The organism is Stenotrophomonas sp. 8(2023) (genome assembly GCF_030345295.1).
GTDB lineage: Bacteria > Pseudomonadota > Gammaproteobacteria > Xanthomonadales > Xanthomonadaceae > Stenotrophomonas > Stenotrophomonas muris.
On the sequence record NZ_CP128404.1, the window covers coordinates 1,074,445 to 1,094,401 of the forward strand.

The following is a 19,957-nucleotide window of genomic DNA, read 5'->3' on the forward strand; positions in this document are numbered from 1 at the left end:
CGCCCGGGAAACCGGGGGCGGATGGGTGGGCTGCCTGCCTTGCGCCTGTCCGGGGACGTCGCAGGAGGGCGGCGGAATCAGCGTCGGGGCGTGTAACGGCCCTTGGACTGGCTGAGGAAATGATACGTGTTGTTCTTCGAATCCACCTCGAAGCCAACGCCGGACTGTTCCATGCCGGGGCGGGTCATGGTGACCAGCGCATCGGTGCGGGCACGGTTCTCCTTCGGGAACACGTCCAGGTGGTCGGTGCGGAAGGTGGTCGGCACCACGCCCGGATCGGCCGGGCTGTCGCCGGCGACATTGCCGCGCAGCTTCATCTGGTCGCCCTTGGCGCTGAGCCAGCCCGTCTCGGCACGCAGGGTCCAGTGCTTGCCATCCTTGTCCGGCATCTCGAACAGCGGCGTGGCGATGTTGATGGTCTGGTCGCCACGCTGGCGCTCCAGCAACGGTGCGCGCAGGGTGGTCGATTCCTTGCCGTGCTCATCCAGGGCGACGACCTGGAAGTCGTGCAGGACGTAGTCCACGCCGACATCCTGGCCGGCAGTGGCCGGACCCTTGTCGCGGTTGCGCAGGGCCGCCCAGCTGCTGAGCAGGGCCGCCAGCAGCAGGCCGATGCCGAGCAGGGTGCGCCAGTTCAGGCTCGGCAGGTTCATGCGCCGAACCTCGCCAGGACCGCGTCCACATGTCCCTGCGCGGCCAGCAGGATGTCACACAGCTCACGGGCTGCACCACGTCCGCCATCGGCGCGGGTCTGCCAATGCACGCGCTCGGCGATCCACGGGTGGGCGTTGGCCGGCGCCACCGCCAGGCCGACCGCGCCCAGCGGTGCCAGGTCCGGCAGGTCGTCGCCCATGAAGGCCACCTGCTCCAGACCGATGCCGTGCTGCGCACACAGCGCCTGCACGCTGGCCAGCTTGTCGCCCACGGCGATCTGGGTATCGATGCCGAGGTCGGCGCCGCGCCTGAGCGCGGACTGGCTGTTGCGCGCGGTGATCAGCACGGGGTGGATGCCGTGCTGCTGCAGCAGTTTCAGGCCCAGGCCATCCTGCACGAAGTACGCCTTGCTCTCGTTGCCGTCCTTGTCGTAGTACAGCCGACCGTCGGTGAGGGTGCCGTCCACGTCGAAGCAGGCCAGGCGGACGCGGGCCGCGGCGGCATGCAGGTGGGCGGGGAAGGCGGGCAGGGGGGACCAGGGCATCAGGGTGGCAGGCTCGGTGGATTCGGGTTGGGACGGTACAGACTGAATGGGGTCTACGGACTGTCGGTTAAACCACCCGGGCCCGCAACAGGTCATGAATGTTCAGGGCACCGACCGCCCGGCCCTGGTCGTCGACCACGATCAGGCCCGTGATCTTGTGGGTCTCCATCAGCCGGGCAGCCTCCACCGCCAGCTGGTCGGCGCCGATGGTACGTGGGTTGCGGGTCATCACATCGGCGATCTTCGCGGTGCGCACGTCCAGCGCGCTGTCCAGCGCCCGGCGCAGGTCACCGTCGGTGAACAGGCCGATCAGCACACCGTCGGCATCGACCACGGCGGTCATGCCCAGCCGCTTGCGGCTCATTTCGACCAGCGCCTCGCTGAGGCTGGCGTCGGCCCCCACGCTGGGCAGGTCCTCCCCGGTGTGCATGACGTCGGTGATATGCAGCAGCAGGCGGCGGCCGAGGCTGCCGGCCGGGTGCGAGCGGGCGAAATCGTCGGCGGTGAAGCCGCGTGCGTCGAGCAGGGCCACGGCCAGCGCATCGCCCATCGCCAGCGAGGCGGTGGTGCTGGAGGTCGGCGCCAGCGCCAGCGGGCAGGCCTCGGCCGGCACGCTGACGTCCAGGTGGATATCGGCGGCGGTGGCCAGGCTGGACTGCGGGCGGCCGGTCATGGAAATCAGCACGTTGCCCTGGCGCTTGAGCACCGGCAGCAGCATCAGCACTTCGTCCGATTCGCCCGAATAGGACAGGGCCAGCACCACGTCGGCCTCGGTGATCATGCCCAGGTCACCATGGCCGGCTTCGCCCGGATGCACGTAGAACGCGGGAGTGCCGGTGGAGGCCAGCGTAGCGGCGATCTTGCGGGCGATGTGCCCGGACTTGCCCATGCCGGTGGCGACCACCCGGCCGCGGCTGGCCAGGATCGCCTGGCAAGCCTGCTGGAAGGCCTCGCCGAGGCGGTCGGCCACGGCATCCAGCGCCTGCCGCTCGATCTCGAAGACGCGGCGGCCGCTGGCGACCAGGCCGGCAGGGTCGACGGAACGGGGGGGCAACAGGGATTCGGCCATGCGGACGCCACGCAGCGGAAGTAGAATGGAGGCACATTTTATTAGGAAAGCCCGTTGGACGCCGACACCATCCGCAACCTGATCGAAACCGGCCTGCCCGGCGCCCGCGCCGACGTGCAGGGCGACGATGGCGTGCATTTCGAAGCGACCGTGGTCTGCGAGGCCTTTGCCGGCAAGATGCCGCTGGCCCGCCACCGGATGGTCTATGCCACCCTGGGCGACCTGATGGGCGGCGCGATCCACGCGCTGGCGCTGAAAACCGTGACCCCGGCCGAAGCCGGCTGAACCGCAGAAGATCCCGAATACATGGCCAAGATCGTTGTGACCGGCGGCGCTGCGCTGCACGGTGAAGTGAGCATCTCCGGCGCCAAGAACGCCGTCCTCCCCATTCTCTGCGCGACCCTGCTGGCCGATGCGCCGGTGGAGATCACCAACGTGCCGCACCTGCACGATGTGGTCACCACGGTGAAGCTGCTGGGTGAACTGGGTGCCAAGGTCACCATCGACCAGGGCACGCTGTCGCGCGGCAGTGCGATCGTGGTCGACCCGCGTCCGGTCAACCAGCATGTTGCCCCGTACGAGCTGGTCAAGACCATGCGCGCCTCGATCCTGGTGCTGGGCCCGCTGCTGGCCCGCTTCGGCGCGGCGGAAGTGTCGCTGCCCGGCGGCTGCGCGATCGGCTCGCGTCCGGTCGACCAGCACATCAAGGGCCTGCAGGCGCTGGGCGCCGAGATCGTGGTCGAGAACGGCTTCATCAAGGCCACGGCCAAGCGCCTGAAGGGCGGCCATTTCACCTTCGACATGGTCAGCGTTACCGGCACCGAGAACGTGCTGATGGGCGCGGTGCTGGCCGAAGGCACCACCATCCTCGACAACTGTGCGATGGAACCGGAAGTGACCGATCTGGCGCATTGCCTGATCGCGCTGGGCGCGAAGATCGAAGGCCTGGGCACTGCCCGCCTGGTCATCGAAGGCGTCGAGCGCCTGTCCGGCGGCCGCCATGAAGTGCTGCCCGACCGCATCGAGACCGGCACCTTCCTGGTGGCTGCGGCGATGACCGGCGGCAAGGTCACGGTCAACCGTGCGCGCCCGAACACCATGGACGCGGTGCTGTCCAAGCTGGTCGAAGCCGGTGCGAAGATCGAGACCACCGACGACACCATCACCCTGGACATGCAGGGCAAGCGGCCGAAGGCGGTCAACCTGACCACCGCGCCGTACCCGGCGTTCCCGACCGACATGCAGGCGCAGTTCATGGCGCTCAACTGCGTGGCCGACGGCGTCGGCGTGATCAACGAAACGATCTTCGAAAACCGTTTCATGCACGTCAACGAGTTGCTGCGCCTGGGCGCGGACATCCAGGTCGAAGGCCACACCGCCATCGTGCGGGGCAGCGAGCACCTGAGTGGCGCACCGGTGATGGCCACCGACCTGCGTGCCTCGGCCTCGCTGATCCTGGCCGGCCTGATGGCCAGCGGCGAGACCACCATCGACCGCATCTACCACCTTGACCGTGGCTACGAGAACATCGAAGAGAAGCTGTCTTCGCTCGGTGCCACCATCCGGCGCGTGCCATGATCCTGCGCGGCAAGTTCAGCCCGCGTCGCAAGGCGCTGCTGGCGCTGGTGCTGATCGTGCTGGCGTGGCTGGGCTACGCCTGGTACGCCAACATCGCCATCACCCAGGGCATCGAGCAGAAGGACATGGACTGGAATGGCGATGGCACGGTCTCGCGCGACGAGATCATCGAGTCGTTCTATGCGGTTGCGGTGAAGGACAGCCAGGACGGCAACCGCCATTGCCGCACCTTCGTCTGGCGCAGCACCGGCGAGCAGATCCGCGTGGACTGCCGTACCGAGTTCAAGCCGGCGGCGGCCGAAGAAAAGAAGTAAGAAAAACGCCCGCGAAAGCGGGCGTTTTCTTTTCGCGGGGCCTGGGGTCGGAGCCCATCCCCGAGGGAATGGGATCCGACCCCGGCACTCAGTTCATCGCCTTGATGGTCAGGTCCAGGGCATCGCGGTCGTTCTCCCGCTGCAGCATGCGTGCCGGCACCGGGAACTCCGGCACGATCCAGGCGATCAGCTCCTTGTTGCCGTCGGCACGCGAGACCTTGGTCGCTTCGTAGCTCTTGCCGCCCACGGTGATCGACTCCTTGCCGATGACGCGGTAGGTCATGTTCTTGATGCGGCCTTCGTCGACCATGCGATAGGTCAGCGGCTTGCCGGCGGCGAGGTCACGGGCGATCGCCAGGTTGATCAGCAGCGCGTCCATGTCACCGGATTTCAGTGCGATAGGTCCAGCGCGGTCCGGCTTGATGTCGCCGGTCCAAGTGGCCTGGTTGCTGGTCCAGTTGTAGTTGGCCTGCACGTTGCGCTTCTTCACCAGCAGCGCCGAACGGTCCTGGCTGCTGAGCGGGCGCAGCTGGCCGCGCACTTCTTCGAACAAGGTGCTCTGGCTCAGGTCGGCCAGCTGGTTCTTCACCTGCAGCGTGTAGCGCCACTTGTTGGCACCCTCGCTGCTCAGCGTCATGCTGCCATTGGCCTGCATGCCCATGTAGCTGGCCAGGTAATCGGCCTTGAACGGCTGCAGGGCCATGGCCGGCAGGCTGGCCACCGACAGCGCGGCTGCAGCGATCCAGGTGAGGGGGCGGGTCAGGGTGCTCATGCTCAGACTCCTTGGTATTCGATCAGGCGCAGATCGACGCGGTCTTCGCCGTCTTCGCGTTGCAGGATGCGCACCGGGGTGGGGACACCGTTGGCGATCCAGAGGATGGTTTCGTTGTTGCCGCCGTTGGTCCGGTAGACCCGCAGCGCGTTGTAGGACAGGTCGCCGACCTCGACGTTCTCGGTCTGCGGCGCGGCCTGGTAGTCGTGCTGGCGGACCTTGCCCATGTCCACGTAGCGGTAGTGCATGGTGGCACCCGGACGGGCATCCCGCATGATCGCCAGGTTGATCAGCAGGGCGCTCTGGTCGCCCGGCTGCAGCGGAATCGGCTGCGCACGCTTCTTCTCGACGTCGCCGGTCCACTGCGCGGTACCGGCCTGCCAGTTGTACGTGCCGACCGCCTTCTTGCCCAGGAACAGGCCCTTGCGCACCGTGCTCTGGCTCAGCGGTGCATAGGCGCCGGCGCGCTCCTCGAACACCGTGCTCTGCTCGATGTTCAGGCCCAGCACGCTGGCAAAGCCGCGGCGGCCGACCACCTGCATGTCGACCCGCCACTGGTTGCCGCCGGTATGGGTGACCTGCATGCTGGCGTCGCCGGCCTCCTTGCCTTTGTAGAAGGCCTGGTAGGTGGCGCTGAACGGCTGCAGTGGCGGCGGTTCCCACGCCAAGGCCGGCAGGGCCGGGGCCGCCGCTTCGGCCGGCGGTTGCACCGCTGGCACCGGCGCCGGAGCCGGCGAGGCAGGCGCCTGCGCCTGGCCCCAACCCACGCCGGGGAGCACGACAAGCGACAGCAGCAGCGAAGTGGACAGCAGGGTCGTGGTCTTCATGGAAGAGAGGAGCCGCAGGAGGTGGGCAGGATGCCAGCCCTGCAGTCAGCGGGGCGTGTGCGTGGGCGTTACCGGTTCAGGTTCCCGGCGGAATCTAGGGCCAGCGGGCTAAACAGGGGGTGACCGTCCAGTTGCGGCTGGCCCTCCCGTTCAGTCAGGCGGCCGGCGCACAGCAGCTGCAGCGTGGCGATCAGCAGGGGATGCTCCACCGCCAGCACACGCGCGGCCAGGGTGTCGGCGTCATCGCCGGGCAGCACCGGTACCCGCACCTGGGCCAGCACGGCGCCGGCGTCCAGCTCGGGTACGACCAGGTGCACGCTGGCACCGTGCTCGGCATCGCCTGCATCCAGTGCCCGCGCATGCGTGTCCAGCCCCTTGTGCAGCGGCAGCAGTGACGGGTGGATGTTGACCAGGCGGCCATTGAAGCGCTGCACGAAGGCGGCGCCGAGTATGCGCATGTAGCCGGCGCAGACGATCCAGTCCGGTGCGACCGCGGCCAGTGCGTCGCCCAGTGCCTGCTCGTAGGCGGCGCGGTCCTGGAATTCCTTCGGCGCATGCGCCCAGCGCAGGTTGGCGCTGACCCGCTGCAGCGCGGCGGCGGCCGGGCGGTCGGAAAATACGCCGACGACCTCGGCGCGCAGGCGTCCCGCAGCGATGGCATCGAGGATGGCCTGCAGGTTGCTGCCGCGGCCGGAGGCAAGCACGGCAATGCGGGTGGGCGCGGTCATTGCGGGGTACTCCGGCGGATCAGCGGCCAGGTCAGCAGGCTGCCCACGGTGGCCATCAGCATGTCGGCATGGGCGTCCCACATGTCGCCCTGCTGCCCGTTGTAGGCCTCGGCGGCGTCCGGCGACAGGGCGAGCGCGATGGCCCATTCGAACCACTCGTAGACCAGGCTGGCGCACATCACCGTCATCACCACCAGGGCGAAGGCCTGGCCGCGGCGCAGCGCCGGCCAGGCGTGACGTGCCAGCTGCAGCAGTGCCGGCGTGAAACAGACGCCGAACAGGAAGTGGATGAGGCGGTCGAAATGATTGCGCTGCCAGCCGAACGCCGCATTCGGCGACCAGCCGATCAGCGCCTGCGTCCACGCGTCGTAGGGAACGTTCGAGTACAGCCAGCGGGCGGCCACACAGTGCAGCGCGATGAAGCCGCAGATCGCGATGAAGGCACCGTTGCCCAGCCAGCCACCCCGGCGGTCGACCCACAGCAGGGCGCCCAGGCCGATCACGGTCAGCGTGCTGTGCAGCGCCTGCTCGGTGGGCCACAGCGGCTGGATCCAGCTGACCGCGAATACCGCCAGCACGGCAGCGAAGGCCAGCTTCTTGGGGCGCGAGAAACGGAAGGCGCTGGGCGAAGCGGTCGTGGGGAGGGCAGGCGCGGACATGGGAAGTCGATCAGGAAAGGGCGGGGCGTCTGCCGGCAAGTTCAGACGCGGAGATGGTCGCCGCGGTCGAACAGGGCGGCCATGTCAGGCTTGGACAGGAACACCCAGGCATAGGCGGTCAGGGCCATGCCCAGCGGGCCGGCCAGCACCGCCAGCCAGGCCGCGCGCTGGCACCAGGCCAGCCCGGTGCGGCGCGACAGCAGGCGCGCGGTGTGCAGCTGCACGAAGCCCAGCGCGGCAGCCAGCGCTGAAACGACGCCGTACACGGTGGCCAGTACCGCGCCATCGTCCAGCCCGCGCGAGCTGGCAACCAGGCCGATGAAACCGAGGAAGGCCAGCGCGGCCATCCAGTGGAAAACCGCCAGCGCGTAGAACAGCACCTTCAGCGTCTGCAGGTGGCTGCCCAGCTGAAGGTGCGCCAGGGTCTGCTGCGGCAGCGGCGGCGGTGCGCCCGGGCTCGTCATGCCGCCGTGCCCGCTGTGTCGAACGCGGCCTTGACCTGCGGACGCAGCAGCGTGATCAGGCTGAGTACTCCCAGCACGGTACCGATCGGCGTGAACAGACAGGCCAGCCCGGCCACGATCAGGCACAGCAGGTAGCGGCGGCGGCGGGCCAGGCAACGGCCGGCGTAGGCCACGAACGCGCCCAGGGTGACGCCACCGAACACGATGACACAGCCGATCACGACGAACATCCAGCCGAACACGCGCTGTTCGGCCGGCGACGAGGGCTGGCCGCCGGAGTTCATCGGCAGGTTGCCGGTGAGCGCGGTGACGCCGAGCACGATGTGGACGATGAAGATCAGCGAGAACAGCGCGATCAGGCCGCCGACCACGTAGTGCGCGATTGACAGCATGCGCAGGTGGTCGGCGTCCTGGGGGCTGAACGCCGGTACCGCCGTCGTTGGCGGCGGCACGGGGGTAGGGGGCAGCGGGGGCATTGCGTCCGGGCTCCTCGGGGCCGGGTTCAGCCGATGTGGACGCGCTCGGCGCCTTCAGCAGTGACCACCTGGCCGATGGTCCAGTGGTCCAGGCCCTGCGCCTTGACCGCCTCGGACACGGCGGCGACCTGGTCGGCTGCCACGATCAGCACGAAGCCGATGCCGCAGTTGAAGGTGCGCCACATCTCGCTGTCGGCCACGGCGCCTTCCTTCTGCAGCCACTGGAACACCGGCGGCAGGGTCCAGGACGAGGCCTGGATGTCCAGGCCGAGGCCGTCGGGCACCACGCGGATGATGTTCTCGGTCAGGCCGCCACCGGTGATGTGGGCCATGCCGTGGATGGCCTCGCCGTGCGACTTCAGCAGTGCCAGGATCGGCTTCACGTACAGGCGGGTCGGTGCCATCAGCGCGTCGACCAGCTTCACGCCGCCCTCCAGCTCCAGGTCGGCCGGGCGGCCGGCGCGGTCGTAGATGCGGCGCACCAGCGAGTAGCCGTTGGAGTGCGGGCCGGACGAGGCGATGCCGATCAGCACGTCGCCGGCGGCCACGCTGGCGCCGTCCTTCAGCTCGCTCTTCTCGACCGCGGCGACCGTGAAGCCGGCCAGGTCGTACTCGCCCGGGGCATACATGTCGGGCATTTCAGCGGTTTCGCCGCCGATCAGCGCGCAGCCGGCCTCGGTGCAGCCGTTGGCGATGCCGCCCACGACCGCTGCGGCGGTGTCGATGTCCAGCTTGCCGGTGGCGAAGTAGTCCAGGAAGAACAGCGGCTCGGCACCCTGCACCAGCACGTCGTTCACGCACATGGCGACCAGGTCGATGCCGATCGTATCGTGGCGGTTCAGCTGGTGGGCCAGCTTCAGCTTGGTGCCCACGCCATCGGTACCCGACACGAGCACCGGCTCGCGGTACTTGTTGGACAGGTCGAACAGGGCGCCGAAGCCGCCCAGGCCGCCCATCACTTCCGGGCGGAAGCTGCGCTTGACCAGGGGCTTGATCCGCTCGACCAGCGCGTTGCCGGCGTCGATGTCGACACCCGCGTCACGGTAGGTGAGGGGGGAAGGGGCGGAAGACGGGGTGTTGGTCACGGGCGTCGGCGCTGGCAGGGGTTGAATGAGCGATTTTAACAGGCCGCATTGGCGCAAAGGCCGTATTCGGGCAACAATTCCCCCGGATTCGTCGAGCCAATGGATGTCCTGATGCGCCGCAGCCTGATTCTGACCCTGCTCCTTGCACTGAGCCTGCCGGTGGCCACGATGGCCCAGAGCGGCCTGCGCACCGAGGGAGATGTCGCCACCGCTTCGGGGGCCTACGAGGCCGAAGTGCCCGTCAACAGCCAGGCCGAGGCCGATCGCAACGGTGCCCTGGCCCGTGCCCTGAGCGTGGTGCTGGGCAAGCTGTCCGGCGACCGCAACGTGATGTCACGCCCCGGCGTGGTGCAGGCGCTGCGCAATGCCAAGGACTACGTGGCCAGCTACGACTACAAGCAGGACCAGAGCGTGGGTGCCAGCGGCGCACCGAGCTTCCGGACCCTGCTGGTGGCCCGCTTCCGCGAGGATGACGTCGATTCGCTGGTCTCGGCGCTGGGCCTGCCGCTGTGGCCGCAGCCGCGACCGAAGCCGGTGCTGTGGCTGGCCGTCGACGACGGCAGTGGCCCGCGCCTGGTCAGCGTGCAGCAGGCCAATGCCGCCCGCCCGCTGCTGAACCGCGCCATCGAGCGGGGTTACAAGCTGGGCCTGCCCAGCGGCGGTGCTGCCGAACAGGCCCTGGCCGGTGCCATCTGGCGCCAGGACAGCGCCGCCGTGGCCCGTGCCTCCTCGCGCTACTCACCGCCGATGCAGCTGATCGGCAAGCTTTACCGCGCCAACGGTGGCTGGCAGGCGGACTGGGTGTTCGTCGACAACGGCCGCGAACTGAACAAGTGGACCAGCAAGGACGCCAACGCCATGCGCGCGATGGCCGCCGGTGCCGACGGTGCCGCCGATGCGCTGGTCAAGCGCTATGCCAAGGCCGGCGTGGCCGTCGGCCAGGCCGGCACCTACCGCCTGGTGGTGACCGGCATCAACAGCGCCGATGACTACCTGCGGCTGGCCGCTGGCCTGCGCGAGGTGCCGGTGGTGCGCAACGTCACCCCGCTGCACGCCTCGGCCGGCCAACTGGAGCTGAGCGTGGAGATGACCACCGGCCTGGCCGGCTTCAACCGCATGCTTGGCGACAATGGCGTGCTGGTGCCAAGCGCGCCGCTGCCGGCCCTGCCGACCCCGATCGATGACACCACCGGTGCCCCGGTGGCCGCGCCGGTCAGCAACGAGTACCGCCTGCGATGATCCTGAGCCCGGAAGCTGAAATCGCGCAGTTCCTGCGCCGGCTGAAGTACATCCTGTTCGCCGGCCTGATCGGCTGGGTGGTGTGGCTGCTGGCGCCGATCCTGACCCCGTTCGTGCTGGCACTGGCGCTGGCCTGGCTGGGTGACCCCCTGGTGGACCGCATCGAGGCCACCGGCCGCTCGCGCATGACCGGCGTGGTGCTGGTGTTCGCAGCGATGGTGCTGGTGATCGTGGCACTGCTGCTGGTGCTGGTGCCGATGATCGAGCGCCAGATCACCACCCTGATCGCGGCCGCGCCGCAGGCGCAGGCGTGGCTGATGCAGACCGGCATCCCCTGGTTCGAGCACAAGACCGGCCTGGAAGTGATGCAGTGGCTGGATCCGGACCGCCTGATCGAATGGGTGCGCAGCCATTGGCAGCAGGCCGGCGGCTTCGCCACCACGTTCATGGGCTACGTCTCGCGTTCGGGCTTTGCGATGGTGACCTGGGTGGTCAACATCCTGCTGCTGCCGATCCTGGCGTTCTACTTCCTGCGCGACTGGGACAAGCTGGTCGAGCGGGTGGCCTCGGTGATTCCGCGCAACCAGATCGGCACCATCAGCGCGCTGGCGCGTGAATCCAACGAGGTGCTGGGTGCGTTCATCCGTGGCCAGTTCCTGGTGATGCTGGCGCTGGGCGTGATCTACGCCGGTGGCCTGTCGCTGGTCGGCCTCAAGCTGGGCCTGCTGATCGGCCTGATTGCCGGCCTGATCAGCTTCATCCCGTACCTGGGCGCGACCACCGGCGTGCTGATGGCGGTGATCGCCGCGCTGGTGCAGGCGCAGGGCTTCGACCTGAAGCTGCTGATCCTGGTCGGCGTGGTGTTCACCGTGGGCCAGCTGCTGGAAAGCTACGTGCTGACCCCGCGCATCGTCGGCGACAAGATCGGCCTGCACCCGGTGGCGGTGATCTTCGCGGTGATGGCCGGCGGCCAGCTGTTCGGCTTCCTCGGCATGCTGCTGGCGCTGCCGGTAGCGGCGGTGACCAACGTGCTGCTGCGCTATGCCCACCAGCGCTATCGGCAGAGCGAACTGTACGTGGGCGAGAAGCCGGCGATCGTGCTTGATGGCGTGGTCGACGCGCCCCATATCATCGTTCCGGACGACAAGGGCCCCGACCTGAAGTGATGGGTGTGCCGCAACTGCCGCTGGCCCTGCATTACCCGCGGGACCAGCGCCTGGAGACCTTCATCGGCGCGCCGGATGGCGCGCTGGCGCAGCTGCGCGCGATCGCGGTTGGCGCCAGCCACGACTGGGTCTACCTGGAAGGTGCGGCGGGAACCGGCAAGACCCACCAGGCGCTGGCGATGTGCTCCAGCGCCGAGCAGGCCGGACGGTTGCCGACGTACGTGCCGCTGGCCAGCGCCGCCGGCCGTGTCCGTGCGGCGCTTGATGGGCTGGAAGCGCGCGAACTGGTGGCGCTGGACGGCCTGGACGAGGTTGCCGGCAACCGCGAGGATGAGATCGCGCTGTTCGATTTCCACAACCGTGCGCGCGCTGCGGGCGTGACCGTGCTGTACACGGCACAGAAGGCGCCGGGCGAACTGGGCTTGGTGCTGCCGGACCTGCGCTCGCGGCTGGGCCAGTGCGTGCGCGTGCTGCTGCAGCCGCTGGATGAGGAAGGGCGGGCGGCCGTGCTGCGCGAGCGTGCACTGCGACGCGGCCTGGCCATCGACGAAGCGGCCATCGAGTGGCTGCTGTCGCACACCGGCCGTGAGCTGGGTGGATTGATCACCCTGCTGGACTGGCTGGACCGCGAATCGCTGGCGGCGAAGCGGCGGATCACCGTGCCGTTCCTGCGCCAGGTGCTGGAAGAAGGCCGGCCTCGTTACTGAGGGATGTTGTTCGGCAGGGCTGCGCCCTGCACCCGCGGTAGTGCCGGCCGCTGGCCGGCAACTTCAACAGCAACGTCAAAAGCTGGCTTCCTGAGGGGAGGCGGGGTGGCTCAGGTTGCGGGGGACGGCGCAAGTACGTCCCTGTAGCCTCGATCGCGCCATCCATGGCGCTCACGCCCCCGCAACCTGAGCCACCCCGCCTTCGACAGGTTCCCGCGGCTGTTGGTGGGGGTCGACCTTGGTCGACACCCGAGCAAGCGCAGCGAAGCGATCCGCTTTTGATTTTCTTTCTTTCTTCCGTGGCTGGACGCGCACGGAAACTGTCAGGGGCCGGGCGGGGTGGGCCATGCAGGGGCGTTGGCGCCATGGATGGCGCCATCGAGCTTACAGGGGTGAGGGCGCTTTGCTTGCGAAGCACTGCTTCGCAAGCGCCTGAACGTACAGCCGCCAGCGGCTGGGCCGGGCCCCGGAGGGGTACTTGCAGCGTCCCCTGCATGGCCCACCCGCCCGGCCAAGCACGCGATCCGCTCTACGCGACCAGCCACGAGGGGCTCAGCCGTTCGCCGCCAACTCCGCGTCCAGCGCGCGCAGGCGATCCACGGTGCCGACGTCGGTCCAGCGCCCGCGATGGTGCTGCCCGGTCATCAACCCCTGCGCCATGAAGTGCTTCTGCAGCGGCACCACCGAGAACTTCGGTGGCAGCCGCTCGCTGCCCGGCGCATCGCCGATCACCGCGCGCCAGTCGGCCACGATCGAAGGACGGTACACGCCGATGCCGGCATAGGTCAGGCATGGTCCTTCGCGGTCGTGGTGCAGGAACCCCTGTGCATCCAGGCGGTAGTCACCATTCGGGTGCTGAACCGGATTGTCGACCAGCACCAGGTGCGCCTGGCCCTGCGGCTCGCGCGGCAGCGTGGCGAAATCGAAATCGGTCCAGATGTCGCCGTTCACTACCAGGAACGGGGCATCGCCCAGCACCGGCAGGGCGTTGAGGATGCCGCCGCCGGTTTCCAGCGGGGTCTGCCCTTCGTACAGGAAATGCAGGCGCAGGCCCCATCGGCTGCCATCGCCCAGCGTCGCCGGGAACTGTTCGGCCAGCCATGCGGTGTTGACCACCACCTCGCGCACGCCGAGTGCGGCCAGGCGTTCCAGGTGCCAGACGATCAACGGCTTGCCAACCACTTCCAGCAGCGGCTTGGGCGTGTGCAGGGTCAGCGGGCGCATGCGCTCGCCGAGGCCGGCGGCAAAGACCAGCGCCTTCATCGGGCCACGCGCATCGGCGCGCCCAGCTCGGCCAGCGCCGGCTTGATGCGGTCGTCCAGCAGCTGCTGCAGCGGTGCCAGCTCGCGGTAGCGCGGCAGCACTTCATCCAGATAGGTGATGAAGCGCGGTGCGTCGTCGAGGTAATGGCCCTTGTTGTCGCGGTAACGCAGCCGGCAGAACAGGCCCAGGATCTTCACGTGGCGCTGGATGCCCATCCAGTCGGCATCGCGCAGGAAGGTGGCGCGGTCGGGCACCGGCAGGCCGGTGTCGCGGGCGCGCTCGTGATACTGCGCCAGCCATTCGTCCACGCGTTGCAGTGGCCAGCTCAGGAAGGCGTCCTTGAACAGGCTCACCGCATCGTAGGCGATCGGGCCGCGCACCAGGTCCTGGAAATCCAGGACCGCGGGGCCGTCGTCGACCGGCATCAGGTTGCGCGGCATGTAGTCGCGGTGGGTCATCAGCTGGGCCTGGCCCAGCGCGTTGTCCATCAGGCGGCGATGCACCAGCTGCAGGCCTTCGATCTCGCCGCAGTCCAGTTCAAGGTTCAGGTGGCGCTGCAGGAACCATTCGTCGAACAGGCCGGCATCGCGCTGCAGCAGTGCTTCGCCGAACTGGCCGAAGTCGGCCGGCACCGGGATCGCCTGCAGGCGCAGCAGCTGCTCGATCGAACGACCGAACCATTCGTCAGCGTTGCGCTCGTCGAGGATCCTGGCCAGGGTCGGGCCGCCGAGATCTTCCAGCAGCAGGAAGCCGGCATCCAGGTCCTGCGCGAGCAGCATGGGCACGCGCAGACCGTTGTCGTGCAGCAGGCCGCGCATGCGCAGCCACGGCCGCGGATCTTCCAGCCCCGGCGGGGCGTCCATCACGATGTGGCTGCCGCGCGTGCTGGTGGCGCGCCAGTAGCTGCGCATGCCGGCGTCAACCGAAGCGCGTTCGACCACCGCGTTGGCATCATCGAGCTGGGTACGGGCCCACTGCAGGCGCTGCGCGCTGCGCTGGGGATCGGAGGCGGGTTCGGTCATGCGGGCATATCCGGGCGCGCCGGGCGCGCCAACGTCGGCAACAGGAAGGGAAGGGGGAGCGGCGTCAGCGGCGACCGCTGAACAGGCGCAGGACGGCCAGCACGGCCACCGCGCCCACCACCGCGCCGAGGAAACCGGCCGGTTCGCCGGGGGCGTACCAGCCCATGTACTGGCCGAACCAACCGGCCAGCAGGGCACCAAGGATGCCCAGCACGATGGTCAGCAGGCAGCCCATGCGGTTGTTGCCGGGCATGAAGAAACGCCCGAGCAGGCCGACGAAGAAGCCGACCAGCAGGATGTACAGCCAGCTGCTGCTGCCGAACAGACCATTCATGCGCGCGGATTCCGCTTGAGTGTGGACGCAGCCTAGCAAGGCCAGGCTGCGTCCGTCACGAGTGCCGGATCAGCAGCAGCCGTGGTCGCCGTGGCGGGTGCCGCTGTCGGCAGCCACCGGCGAGCCGCTGGTCTCGCCGCGCAGGCTGGCGGCGTAGTGCTCGCTGATCACCTTGGACACGCAGGCGGTGACCTTCTTGCCCATCGGGATGTGCAGGAACTCGTTCGGGCCATGCGCATTGGAGTGCGGGCCGAGCACGCCGGTGATCATGAACTGCGCGCCCGGGAACTTCTCGCCCAGCATGCCCATGAACGGGATCGAGCCGCCTTCGCCCATGTACATCGCCGGCTTGCCGAAGAAGGCCTGGCTGGCGTCGTCGATGGCCTGGGTCAGCCACGGCGCCATCGCCGGGGCATTCCAGCCGGTGGAGGCCTTTTCCAGGTCCAGGGTGACCTGCGCGCCGTTCGGCGGGTCGCGCAGCAGTGCTTCCTTCAGCAGCTCGCCGCAGGTCTTGCCATCGGCGGTCGGCGGCAGGCGCAGCGACAGCTTCACCGAGGTCTGCGGACGCAGCACGTTGCCGGCCGATTCCAGCGGCGGCATGCCACCGACGCCGGTGACCGACAGCGCCGGGCGCCAGGTGCGGTTGAGCACCAGCTCGGTCAGGTCCTCGTTCATGGGGCGCAGGCCGTCGACCATCGGGAACTTCTCGAAGATCTCGGTATCCACCACTTCGGCGGCACGCTTGGCCTGTTCCAGGCGCTCGGCCGGGATCTCCACGTTCATGCCGTCGATCAGGATGCGGCCGGTGTCCTGGTCCTCGATGCGCGAAAGGATCTGGCGCAGCAGGCGGAAGCTGGACGGGATCACGCCGGAGGCATCGCCGGAATGCACGCCTTCGTTGAGCACCTTCACGGTGAAATTGCCGCCGGTCAGGCCGCGCAGCGAGGTGGTGCACCACAGCTGGTCGTAGTTGGCGCAGCCCGAATCCAGGCAGACCACCAGCGACGGCTTGCCGATGCGGTCGGCCAGGTGGTCGACGTAGGCCGGCAGGTCATAGCTGCCGGACTCTTCACACGCTTCGATCAGCACCACGCAGCGGGCGTGCGGCAGGCCCTGGGCCTGCAGTGCCAGTACCGCAGCCAGCGAGCCGAAGATCGCGTAGCCGTCGTCCGCACCGCCGCGGCCATACAGCTTGTCGCCGCGCAGGACCGGGGTCCACGGGCCGAGGTCGTCGTCCCAGCCGGTCATTTCCGGCTGCTTGTCCAGGTGGCCATAGAGCAGGATGGTGTCGTCGCCGGTTTCGGCGCCGGTAGCCGGAATTTCCAGGAAGATCAGCGGGGTACGGCCTTCCAGGCGCACCACCTCAACCTTCAGGCCGGGCAGCTGCTGGGCCTTGGCCCAGTTCTCCATCAGGGCGACCGCCTGTTCCATGTAGCCGTTCTGCACCCAATTGGCGTCGAACATCGGCGACTTGTTGGGAATGCGGATGTAGTCGACCAACTGCGGGACGATTTCGCTGTCCCACTTGTCATTGACGAATTGGCCGAGCTTGGCGCTGTCCATCTGAAACTCCGGTTGCATGGGCTGATCCGGCCATTCTACGCCTGTGCCGCGGGTAGGGTTTTTCCTACATCACGTCGGGTATTTGGCTGGCTTACGGAAATCCGGGAAACCGATAGGCTGTGCACATGTGGTGACGGACACTGTTCCTGCCGACGGGATTGCCGGTCGGGGCGGCCAGAATCACAGGGAGATACACGTCGTGCCTTGGTTTGTCGTGTTGAGGGCGCTGGTGCTGGTAGTGGGGATCGCTGGGGCGCATGCCGCCGAACCGATCGACATCAACCGCGCCGATGCCCAGGCGCTGCAGCAGGGATTGACGATGGTCGGAGCCGCCAAGGCCGAGGCGATCGTCGAGCACCGGCGCAGACACGGCCCGTTTCATCGTGTCGAGGACCTGACGCAGGTGAAGGGGATAGGGAAAGCGATCGTCGAACGGAATCGACAGCGGATCACCGTAGGCAACAGGTTGTTGCCGGCGGATCCGGTACCCGGATCGGTACCGGTGCGGACCGTACCCAGGCGCTGACAGCAGGAATCGTCGGAACCGGCAGGAGGCTGGTTCACCGGTCACGGACAGGAAGGCCGTGACCACCGACCGCCGCAGGACGCGGCACCAATCACCAGGATGGTGGCATCACAGACCTGTGGAAGGGGCTGAGATACAAACAGGACAGACGCGGCCGCGTGCAGGATGCAACGCTACCCCCACAGCGCAGGATGCGAGGGGGCGGCAGCAGGCCGACAAGGACGTAACGATTGCCCGGTACGACACATGGCTGTGTCGCCGGGCAATTTCATTTCCGGCGCCTGGTTTTGCCGCGGCCACCACGGGCCGATGGTGTACGGTGGCCGCTCCGCATGGAAAGGACCCCGCTGGATGCTTGTGCACCGCCCCACGACCCTGATGCTCGCCCTGGCACTGACCCTGCCACTGCTGGCCCATGCCGCTGCGCCGACGCCGACAGCCAAGCCTGCGGCCGAAGCCAGCACCGCTGAAGTGCGCGGACCGACCGACCTGAAGCCGGGCGAGTACCTGTGGCATCCGGAAATCTCACCGACCGGCCCGATCGTGCTGGTGGTCAGCCTCGATGAGCAGCGCGCCTACGTGTACCGCAACGGCATCGCCATCGGCCTGACCACGATCAGCTCGGGCAAGGCCGGGCACGAGACGCCGACCGGCGTGTTCACCATCCTGCAGAAGGACAAGGACCACAGGTCCAACCTCTACAACAGCGCGCCGATGCCCTACATGCAGCGGCTGACCTGGGATGGCATCGCCCTGCATGGCGGCAGCCTGCCCGGGCATCCGGCCTCGCATGGCTGCGTGCGCCTGCCGCAGGCGTTCGCGCAGAAGCTGTTCAGCGAAACCCAGCGCGGCGATACGGTGGTGGTGGCCGACGCCAAGAGTTCGCCGATGACCCTGGCCTATCCTTCGGTGCTGGCCCCGGTCAACGCGCGCGGCCAGGCTTTGCCGGAAACCGAGGGCGGGGCCCCGGCGCAGGCCTGGTGGGACGACAGCGCAGCCCCGGCCGGGCAGGTCGGCATCCTGGTCAGCCTGCATGACCAGCGCCTGTACGTGCTGCGCGATGGCGTGATGATCGGCGAGTCGCCGCTGAAGGCCGACGCCCTGCCCGCATTCCAGGGCACCACGCTGTTCGTGATGGGGCAGGGCTACAGCGATACGCCCAGCCCGCTGGACGTGAACCAGCGCCTGCACCAGTGGACGGCCTATCCGCTGCTGGGCCAGGATCGTGCCCAGGCCACCCCGGACCTGCTGGCCACGCCCTCGTTGCCAATGGCGCTGCCGGCCGATTTTGCCCGCCAGCTGTACCAGGTGCTGCTGCCGGGCACGACCCTGCTGGTGACCTCGTTGCCGGCGGTCCGCCCAAGCCCGGCTGAATCCGGAATGCAGCCGGTCTTGGAATCCGAGCCGCCAGGGTCCACCCTCAAGGGCAACTGAGTCCCCTCGTTGTGCCCATGACTGCATCCCGCCTGTGCCGGCTGGCCGCGTTCGGCCTGCTGGCGACCTCGGCCAGCGCCCCGGCGCTGGCACAGACGCCCGCCCTTGCCACCAGCGCTGATGATCTGGCTGCCTTGCTGTCGCGCAGTGCGCCCAAGGCCGACCGCCACGTGTTGCAGCTGGCGGCGCACGCCATGCGCTGTGCGTTGCAGCGGCCGGAGCTGGGCATCAACGGTGATCGTCTCAGCGTGATCGATTATTCGCGGCCGTCCACCGAGCCGCGCCTGTGGGTGTTCGACCTGGCCCACCAGCGCCTGCTGTTCGAGGAATGGGTGGCGCATGGCCGCAACAGCGGCGAGAACCGCACCCAGCACTTTTCCAACCGCGATGGGAGTTTCATGTCCAGCCTCGGCGCGTTCACCGCGCAGGAGACCTACATGGGCGGTAATGGATATTCGCTGCGCCTGGCCGGGCTGGAGCCGGGCTTCAACGACCGTGCGCGCGAACGCGCGATCGTCATCCATGGTGCGCCGTACGTGAACCCGGCCACCGCTCAGCTGCAGGGGCGCTTGGGTCGCAGCCTGGGTTGCCCGGCGGTGCGCCTTTCGGTGGCCAAGCCGCTGATCGATGCGTTGCGTGGCGGCACGATGGTGTTTGCTTACTACCCTGACCAGGATTGGCTGAAGCACTCGCAGCTGCTGGCCGGCGGATGCGGTGGCCAGGGCACGCTCGCTACGCGGTGATGCATGATGGCGCGTGGCGTGATGCAATGCGCCGATGAACGTCGACTCCCTGTTGCACACTCCGAGCCAGGTCATTTCCAGCCTGGACTATCGTCGCGAACGCTGGCGGAATGGACTTGGCTGGACCCGCGAGATCCTGCGCCTGCCCGCACAGGGTGATGACTGGGCGCTGCGCCTGTCGGTGGCCGAGATCGAGCAGGACGCTGCGTTCTCCACCTTCCCCGGCGTGGAGCGCGAACTGGTGCTGCTGCAGGGCAATGGCGTGCGCCTGCGTTTCGAGGATGGCCGCGTGGCCCAGGTGCTGCCGCCACACGGGCGGGCGCGCTTTGCCGGTGAGGAAACGCTGCACGGTGAACTGGTCGATGGCACCACCCACGACTTCAACCTGATGTGGAAGCGCGAGCTGCTGCAGGCCGAACTGCTGCACCGGCCGCTGGTGGGGTCGATGTTCTTCTTCTGCGAACCGGGCGTTGCGTGGGCGCTGCATCTGCTGGCCGGACAGGCGCAGTTCGGTGCCGATAGTGGCCTGCCGGCGCTGCAGGCGGGGGACACCGCGTGGTTGGCGGGGGGCGAGAGGCAACGGCATGCGCTCAGCGGTGGTGGCGAGTTGTTGGCGATACGGGTGAGCGCGGCGGGGGCATGATTCCTGGGCGCCGGTGGGCGCCATCCACGCATGGCGTGGATCTACTGCTGTGCGGTTGCCACCATGCCTGGGCACGCCGTCATGGTGCGGCTGTGGTTGGGGTCAGAGCCCTTTCCTGCGGAAAGGGAACCGACCCCGACGGTTCGT

Annotated in this window: 24 protein-coding genes; 10 read left to right on the forward strand and 14 right to left on the reverse strand. The window is 68.3% G+C overall.

What is annotated here, in order from left to right; translation table 11 throughout:
- Positions 1–77: 77 nt before the first annotated feature.
- From lptC to QP609_RS04975, 3 genes are all read right to left on the reverse strand, one after another.
- Positions 78–653: an LPS export ABC transporter periplasmic protein LptC gene (lptC, locus tag QP609_RS04965; protein WP_014646235.1), complete on the reverse strand. Its 576-nt coding sequence runs from the start codon at positions 651–653 to the stop codon at positions 78–80.
- On the reverse strand, positions 650–1,198 hold the full coding sequence (locus QP609_RS04970; protein WP_014036245.1) for an HAD hydrolase family protein: 549 nt from the start codon (positions 1,196–1,198) through the stop codon (positions 650–652). The genes lptC and QP609_RS04970 overlap by 4 nt, the downstream gene beginning before the upstream one ends.
- Positions 1,199–1,265: 67 nt before the next feature.
- Positions 1,266–2,267, reverse strand: a complete 1,002-nt coding sequence (locus tag QP609_RS04975; RefSeq protein WP_014646236.1) for a KpsF/GutQ family sugar-phosphate isomerase — start codon at positions 2,265–2,267, stop codon at positions 1,266–1,268.
- A 54-nt stretch (positions 2,268–2,321) separates the two neighbouring features.
- On the opposite strand from QP609_RS04975, the gene QP609_RS04980 reads away from it, so the two are divergent.
- Genes QP609_RS04980 through QP609_RS04990 form a run of 3 tightly spaced genes read left to right on the forward strand, consistent with a single transcriptional unit; the run spans position 2,322 to position 4,159 of the window.
- Positions 2,322–2,552, forward strand: a complete 231-nt coding sequence (locus QP609_RS04980) for a BolA family protein (RefSeq protein WP_005408396.1) — start codon at positions 2,322–2,324, stop codon at positions 2,550–2,552.
- Positions 2,553–2,573: 21 nt separating this feature from the next.
- Positions 2,574–3,845 (forward strand): UDP-N-acetylglucosamine 1-carboxyvinyltransferase, encoded by a 1,272-nt coding sequence (murA, locus tag QP609_RS04985; protein ID WP_014646237.1) that lies wholly within the window; start codon positions 2,574–2,576, stop codon positions 3,843–3,845.
- The gene (locus QP609_RS04990; RefSeq protein WP_197620913.1) at positions 3,842–4,159 is read left to right on the forward strand and encodes an EF-hand domain-containing protein; all 318 of its coding nucleotides are present in this window, start codon (positions 3,842–3,844) and stop codon (positions 4,157–4,159) included. The genes murA and QP609_RS04990 overlap by 4 nt, the downstream gene beginning before the upstream one ends.
- An 88-nt stretch (positions 4,160–4,247) precedes the next feature.
- Here QP609_RS04990 and QP609_RS04995 read toward each other — a convergent pair whose 3' ends face one another.
- The 7 genes from QP609_RS04995 to purM all read right to left on the reverse strand — a co-directional run bounded on the left by QP609_RS04995 (position 4,248) and on the right by purM (position 9,170).
- A complete protein-coding gene (locus tag QP609_RS04995) occupies positions 4,248–4,931 on the reverse strand; it encodes a DUF3108 domain-containing protein (protein ID WP_197620912.1) in 684 nt (227 codons plus the stop codon).
- A 2-nt stretch (positions 4,932–4,933) separates the two neighbouring features.
- Positions 4,934–5,758, reverse strand: a complete 825-nt coding sequence (locus tag QP609_RS05000) for a DUF3108 domain-containing protein (RefSeq protein ID WP_046429311.1) — start codon at positions 5,756–5,758, stop codon at positions 4,934–4,936.
- Between the two features lie 68 nt (positions 5,759–5,826).
- A complete protein-coding gene (gene purN / locus QP609_RS05005; protein ID WP_014646240.1) occupies positions 5,827–6,486 on the reverse strand; it encodes a phosphoribosylglycinamide formyltransferase in 660 nt (219 codons plus the stop codon).
- The gene (locus tag QP609_RS05010) at positions 6,483–7,145 is read right to left on the reverse strand and encodes a DUF2238 domain-containing protein (RefSeq protein WP_069117523.1); all 663 of its coding nucleotides are present in this window, start codon (positions 7,143–7,145) and stop codon (positions 6,483–6,485) included. Before QP609_RS05010 ends, purN begins: the two co-directional genes overlap by 4 nt.
- A 41-nt stretch (positions 7,146–7,186) precedes the next feature.
- Complete coding sequence (locus QP609_RS05015) at positions 7,187–7,609, reverse strand: hypothetical protein (protein ID WP_014646242.1); 423 nt, start codon at positions 7,607–7,609, stop codon at positions 7,187–7,189.
- Positions 7,606–8,085 (reverse strand): hypothetical protein, encoded by a 480-nt coding sequence (locus QP609_RS05020; RefSeq protein ID WP_197620911.1) that lies wholly within the window; start codon positions 8,083–8,085, stop codon positions 7,606–7,608. The genes QP609_RS05015 and QP609_RS05020 overlap by 4 nt, the downstream gene beginning before the upstream one ends.
- Before the next feature lie 26 nt (positions 8,086–8,111).
- Positions 8,112–9,170 (reverse strand): phosphoribosylformylglycinamidine cyclo-ligase, encoded by a 1,059-nt coding sequence (gene purM, locus QP609_RS05025; protein WP_014646244.1) that lies wholly within the window; start codon positions 9,168–9,170, stop codon positions 8,112–8,114.
- 99 nt (positions 9,171–9,269) lie between these two features.
- Between purM and QP609_RS05030 the strand changes: the two genes are divergently transcribed.
- Genes QP609_RS05030 through hda form a run of 3 tightly spaced genes read left to right on the forward strand, consistent with a single transcriptional unit; the run spans position 9,270 to position 12,282 of the window.
- Positions 9,270–10,409, forward strand: a complete 1,140-nt coding sequence (locus QP609_RS05030) for a DUF2066 domain-containing protein (protein WP_032957235.1) — start codon at positions 9,270–9,272, stop codon at positions 10,407–10,409.
- On the forward strand, positions 10,406–11,575 hold the full coding sequence (locus QP609_RS05035) for an AI-2E family transporter (RefSeq protein WP_014646246.1): 1,170 nt from the start codon (positions 10,406–10,408) through the stop codon (positions 11,573–11,575). Before QP609_RS05030 ends, QP609_RS05035 begins: the two co-directional genes overlap by 4 nt.
- The gene (hda, locus tag QP609_RS05040; protein ID WP_014646247.1) at positions 11,575–12,282 is read left to right on the forward strand and encodes a DnaA regulatory inactivator Hda; all 708 of its coding nucleotides are present in this window, start codon (positions 11,575–11,577) and stop codon (positions 12,280–12,282) included. Before QP609_RS05035 ends, hda begins: the two co-directional genes overlap by 1 nt.
- 552 nt (positions 12,283–12,834) lie before the next feature.
- On the opposite strand, the gene murU is transcribed toward hda, so the two are convergent.
- From murU to QP609_RS05060, 4 genes are all read right to left on the reverse strand, one after another.
- Positions 12,835–13,545, reverse strand: a complete 711-nt coding sequence (murU, locus tag QP609_RS05045; protein WP_197620909.1) for an N-acetylmuramate alpha-1-phosphate uridylyltransferase MurU — start codon at positions 13,543–13,545, stop codon at positions 12,835–12,837.
- Complete coding sequence (locus QP609_RS05050; protein WP_111205814.1) at positions 13,542–14,567, reverse strand: phosphotransferase; 1,026 nt, start codon at positions 14,565–14,567, stop codon at positions 13,542–13,544. Before QP609_RS05050 ends, murU begins: the two co-directional genes overlap by 4 nt.
- Before the next feature lie 64 nt (positions 14,568–14,631).
- Positions 14,632–14,901, reverse strand: a complete 270-nt coding sequence (locus QP609_RS05055; RefSeq protein WP_005415577.1) for a GlsB/YeaQ/YmgE family stress response membrane protein — start codon at positions 14,899–14,901, stop codon at positions 14,632–14,634.
- Between the two features lie 69 nt (positions 14,902–14,970).
- Positions 14,971–16,464: a M20 family metallopeptidase gene (locus QP609_RS05060; protein ID WP_197620937.1), complete on the reverse strand. Its 1,494-nt coding sequence runs from the start codon at positions 16,462–16,464 to the stop codon at positions 14,971–14,973.
- Between the two features lie 199 nt (positions 16,465–16,663).
- On the opposite strand from QP609_RS05060, the gene QP609_RS05065 reads away from it, so the two are divergent.
- The 4 genes from QP609_RS05065 to QP609_RS05080 all read left to right on the forward strand — a co-directional run bounded on the left by QP609_RS05065 (position 16,664) and on the right by QP609_RS05080 (position 19,810).
- Positions 16,664–16,990, forward strand: a complete 327-nt coding sequence (locus tag QP609_RS05065) for a helix-hairpin-helix domain-containing protein (RefSeq protein WP_014036262.1) — start codon at positions 16,664–16,666, stop codon at positions 16,988–16,990.
- Between the two features lie 351 nt (positions 16,991–17,341).
- A complete protein-coding gene (locus QP609_RS05070) occupies positions 17,342–18,424 on the forward strand; it encodes a L,D-transpeptidase (protein WP_197620908.1) in 1,083 nt (360 codons plus the stop codon).
- A 17-nt stretch (positions 18,425–18,441) separates the two neighbouring features.
- Entirely contained in the window at positions 18,442–19,167 is a 726-nt protein-coding gene (locus tag QP609_RS05075; RefSeq protein ID WP_032957373.1) for a murein L,D-transpeptidase catalytic domain family protein, read from the forward strand.
- A 34-nt stretch (positions 19,168–19,201) separates the two neighbouring features.
- A complete protein-coding gene (locus QP609_RS05080; protein WP_046429337.1) occupies positions 19,202–19,810 on the forward strand; it encodes a HutD family protein in 609 nt (202 codons plus the stop codon).
- Positions 19,811–19,957: the final 147 nt, after the last annotated feature.